The sequence below is a fragment of the Sphingomonas sp. OV641 genome (assembly GCF_900109205.1).
In the GTDB taxonomy this organism is placed as follows: Bacteria; Pseudomonadota; Alphaproteobacteria; order Sphingomonadales; family Sphingomonadaceae; genus Sphingomonas.
The window spans coordinates 1-2,841 of the sequence record NZ_FNZB01000027.1; the positions used below are offsets into that span (position 1 = coordinate 1).

3 protein-coding genes and 2 pseudogenes are annotated in these 2,841 nt (G+C 63.4%); 2 read left to right on the forward strand and 3 right to left on the reverse strand.

Going from position 1 to position 2,841, the window contains the following annotated elements; all coding sequences use genetic code 11:
* On the reverse strand, positions 1-752 hold a 752-nt coding region (gene copD, locus BMX36_RS21125), incomplete at its 3' end, for a copper homeostasis membrane protein CopD (RefSeq protein WP_093068536.1).
* 4 nt (positions 753-756) lie between these two features.
* The gene (copC, locus tag BMX36_RS21130; RefSeq protein WP_007407009.1) at positions 757-1,125 is read right to left on the reverse strand and encodes a copper homeostasis periplasmic binding protein CopC; all 369 of its coding nucleotides are present in this window, start codon (positions 1,123-1,125) and stop codon (positions 757-759) included.
* 211 nt (positions 1,126-1,336) lie between these two features.
* On the opposite strand from copC, the gene BMX36_RS21135 reads away from it, so the two are divergent.
* Together BMX36_RS21135 and BMX36_RS22285 are read left to right on the forward strand one after the other, a co-directional pair.
* On the forward strand, positions 1,337-2,332 hold the full coding sequence (locus BMX36_RS21135) for an NAD(P)/FAD-dependent oxidoreductase (protein ID WP_314375488.1): 996 nt from the start codon (positions 1,337-1,339) through the stop codon (positions 2,330-2,332).
* A gap of 24 nt (positions 2,333-2,356) precedes the next feature.
* A pseudogene (locus BMX36_RS22285) lies at positions 2,357-2,482 on the forward strand (DUF305 domain-containing protein); the annotation flags it as partial.
* A gap of 179 nt (positions 2,483-2,661) precedes the next feature.
* On the opposite strand, the pseudogene BMX36_RS21145 reads toward BMX36_RS22285, so the two are convergent.
* Positions 2,662-2,841: pseudogene (locus tag BMX36_RS21145) on the reverse strand (hypothetical protein); the annotation flags it as partial.

The window sequence follows — 2,841 nt, forward strand, 5'->3', positions numbered from 1 at the left end:
GAAGCGAGCCCCAGCATCCCGGCGAACAGGGCTAGCTTGGCGAGCAGCAACAGGCCGTAAAGTGTCGTTCCCAGAGCCATAAAATTGGTCGGCCCGACGAGCAGCCAACTATTGATCAAACCAGTTACCACCAGGGTAACAACAACGAGCGTACCAACGGAGCCAAACCCGTGCAGGGCGCGATGGGTCAGCCGAAGGTGCGCAGCATCGATCTCCTCGGCGCGCCGCGCCATCAGGAGAAGCAATCCGAACAGCGCCCCGACCCACAGACCGGCAGCAAGGAGATGGAGGATGTCCGCAGTGAGGTGAAGCCATCCCGTGCTTCCCTCGCTCGCGGCACCATGCCCGTTCCACGCGAGTGTCGCCAATGCCGCGGCTGCCGCAATCATGGCCATAGCCAGCCATGATGCTCTGCCTCGCGCCAGCAGGGCTGCACCGCCGGCGATGACGAGCGCCACCATACGCACCTTCCAGGCGGTGCCAACCGCCGACCCTCCGAGCAGCGCGGCCGCAGCAGCCTGATCGATCGGCCAGAACGGAGATCCGGCCATCGCCGAGGCCATGAGGATCAGGCCAGCGGCCGAGAGAAGCAACCCGAGCGCCGCGCTTGCCGTGAGCCAAGGCCGCAGCGCGATTGCATCATCGCGCTCGCCAAGGCGAAGGCCGTAGAGGCTGAAGGCCGACAGGCCGAACAGCGCCGCCAGGACCAGGTACAACGCCAAGCGGATGGCGACGGTCGGCCAGTCGAGCATTCGCTCACTTCACCGTGAAATTGTAGCTGCCGGTGATTTTATGTGTGTCGCCAGAGACGACCTGCCAGTCGACGCTGTAGCGTCCACGCGGGAGACGCTGCTTCGGGGTGATGGTGAGCGTCCGGCCATCGGCGCCGACTGCGGCGCTGCTGGGCATTTTCATGGCCGCCATGCCAGGCATCGCGGCCATGGTAAGGTCGGCCTTAGAGAAAGCCGGCACGAGCTTCTCGCTGAACTGGAGGCTGATCTTCTCGGGGGTCGCGACCGCCGCGTTGGCAGCGGGACTGGCGGACACCAGCTTCGGATGCGCGTTCGCCACGCCGCCTACGAAGAACAGGGCGGCGGCGGCAGTCGTGATGAACAAGCGGCGCATTTAGGTAATCTCCATTTCAATTGGGCTCACCTGTATTACGCAGCTGGACGGGTCACCCCTCACGATCTTTTTTCGTGCCGACGCACCGCTCTCGATGAGGGGTCGGCGGTGGCAGCGCGTATTCAGAAGGGAGCATGGAGCGCTTTTTCACTGCGTCTCCCCTTAAACCAACTGTGGCCGCGGGCCTGATAGGCGCATGCGCGGGGTAATGATGAGGTTGCGGTTGACCGATCAGGGCTGGACTGGAGATCCTGAGGAGGTCATCGACTGTCTGATAGTGGGCGGTGGTCCAGCGGGCCTCATGACCGCGATCTATCTGTCGCGGTTTCTCAGGAGCTGCGTCGTCTACGATGCGGCGGCAGGGCGCGCCGCGTCCATCCCGCGCTCGCACAACCTGCCAGGATTTCCCGGCGGCATTTCCGGCGTCACGTTTCTTGCCCGTTTGCAGGCTCAGCTGCGCGAATATGGCGGTACGGTCCAGAGAGGTGAGATTGACGCAATCGTCGCGTCAGGCGACCACTTCTCGGCAAGCTGCGAACTGAACGTCCTGTATGCGCGGACCGTTGTCCTTGCGACGGGCGTCGTCAACCGGCGTCCCGAGATGCCTGATGCGATGCATGACATCGGCGTGGCGCGTGGGCTTCTCCGCTATTGCCCGATCTGCGATGGTTATGAGGCCCGGCGCATGAACGTGGCGGTGCTCGGCGGCGATGGTCATGGTGCTGAAGAAGCCGAATTCCTGAGGGCTTATGGGGCCAAGGTCACGCTTCTGGCCGAACGCTCGCTCGATCTTGGGCCGACCGAACTTGCCAAGCTGGACCAGCAGGGCATTGATGTCGCCCCCTCGCCTGTCGGGCAGTTGCGTCTTGGCGAGTGTGTCGAGGTGAGGCTGGCCAATGGCTTGGAGCTACAATTCGACACGCTTTACCCCGCACTCGGCTCATCACCTCGGACGCGGCTTGCCTCTTTGCTCGGAGCACAGCTCAGCGAATCCGGGTGCGTGCTAACCAATGCCCACCAACAAACCTCGGTTAAGGGTCTCTACGCAGTCGGCGACGTCGTGGAAGGGCTCGATCAGATCAGCGTCGCAGCCGGACAAGCGGCGATCGCTGCGACCGCAATTCATAACCTGTTGCGCGACCGCGACAGTGGATTGTCATCCGCCCTCGCCGGGCTGTATTCCGCTCGGAGCGTACCGCCGACGTAGCGGGAGCCATTGGCGGTGCGACGAGCGAACACCGCCAACAAAGCGCTGATCGCCGGCTCGCTTGTCATCTTCTTCGGCTGCTTCGCGCTTATTCGTATCCACACGACGATCGGCGACACGGCCTTTCTCCGTTCGATGATCCCGTACCACGATCCCGTGGCTCGCGCGCGAGTGCATCGAGACAGTGTGCTATTATCAGGGTCGGGGTTCCTCGACACGCCCGAGCGGAGCCGGGATCGCTGGCGGCATCCTACGGCACGAAGGTCGGCGCTGCCGCATTCTCCTTCGAACCGCGCCAACACGCGAGCGGCTACTAAGCGTCGGGCCCCTCAGAACGCCAAGTGGTTTATTCCGCCATGCATGAAGGTTCCGCCGAGGAACCCCTGAATTGAGATCGCGAGCGTCATCAGGCCAAGCACCACCCAATACAACGACCGCGACCGCTCGGGACCCTTGCGGTGGCGGGCTGCCATCCAAGCCAGCACGACGCCGAAGACCGCGATCGATGT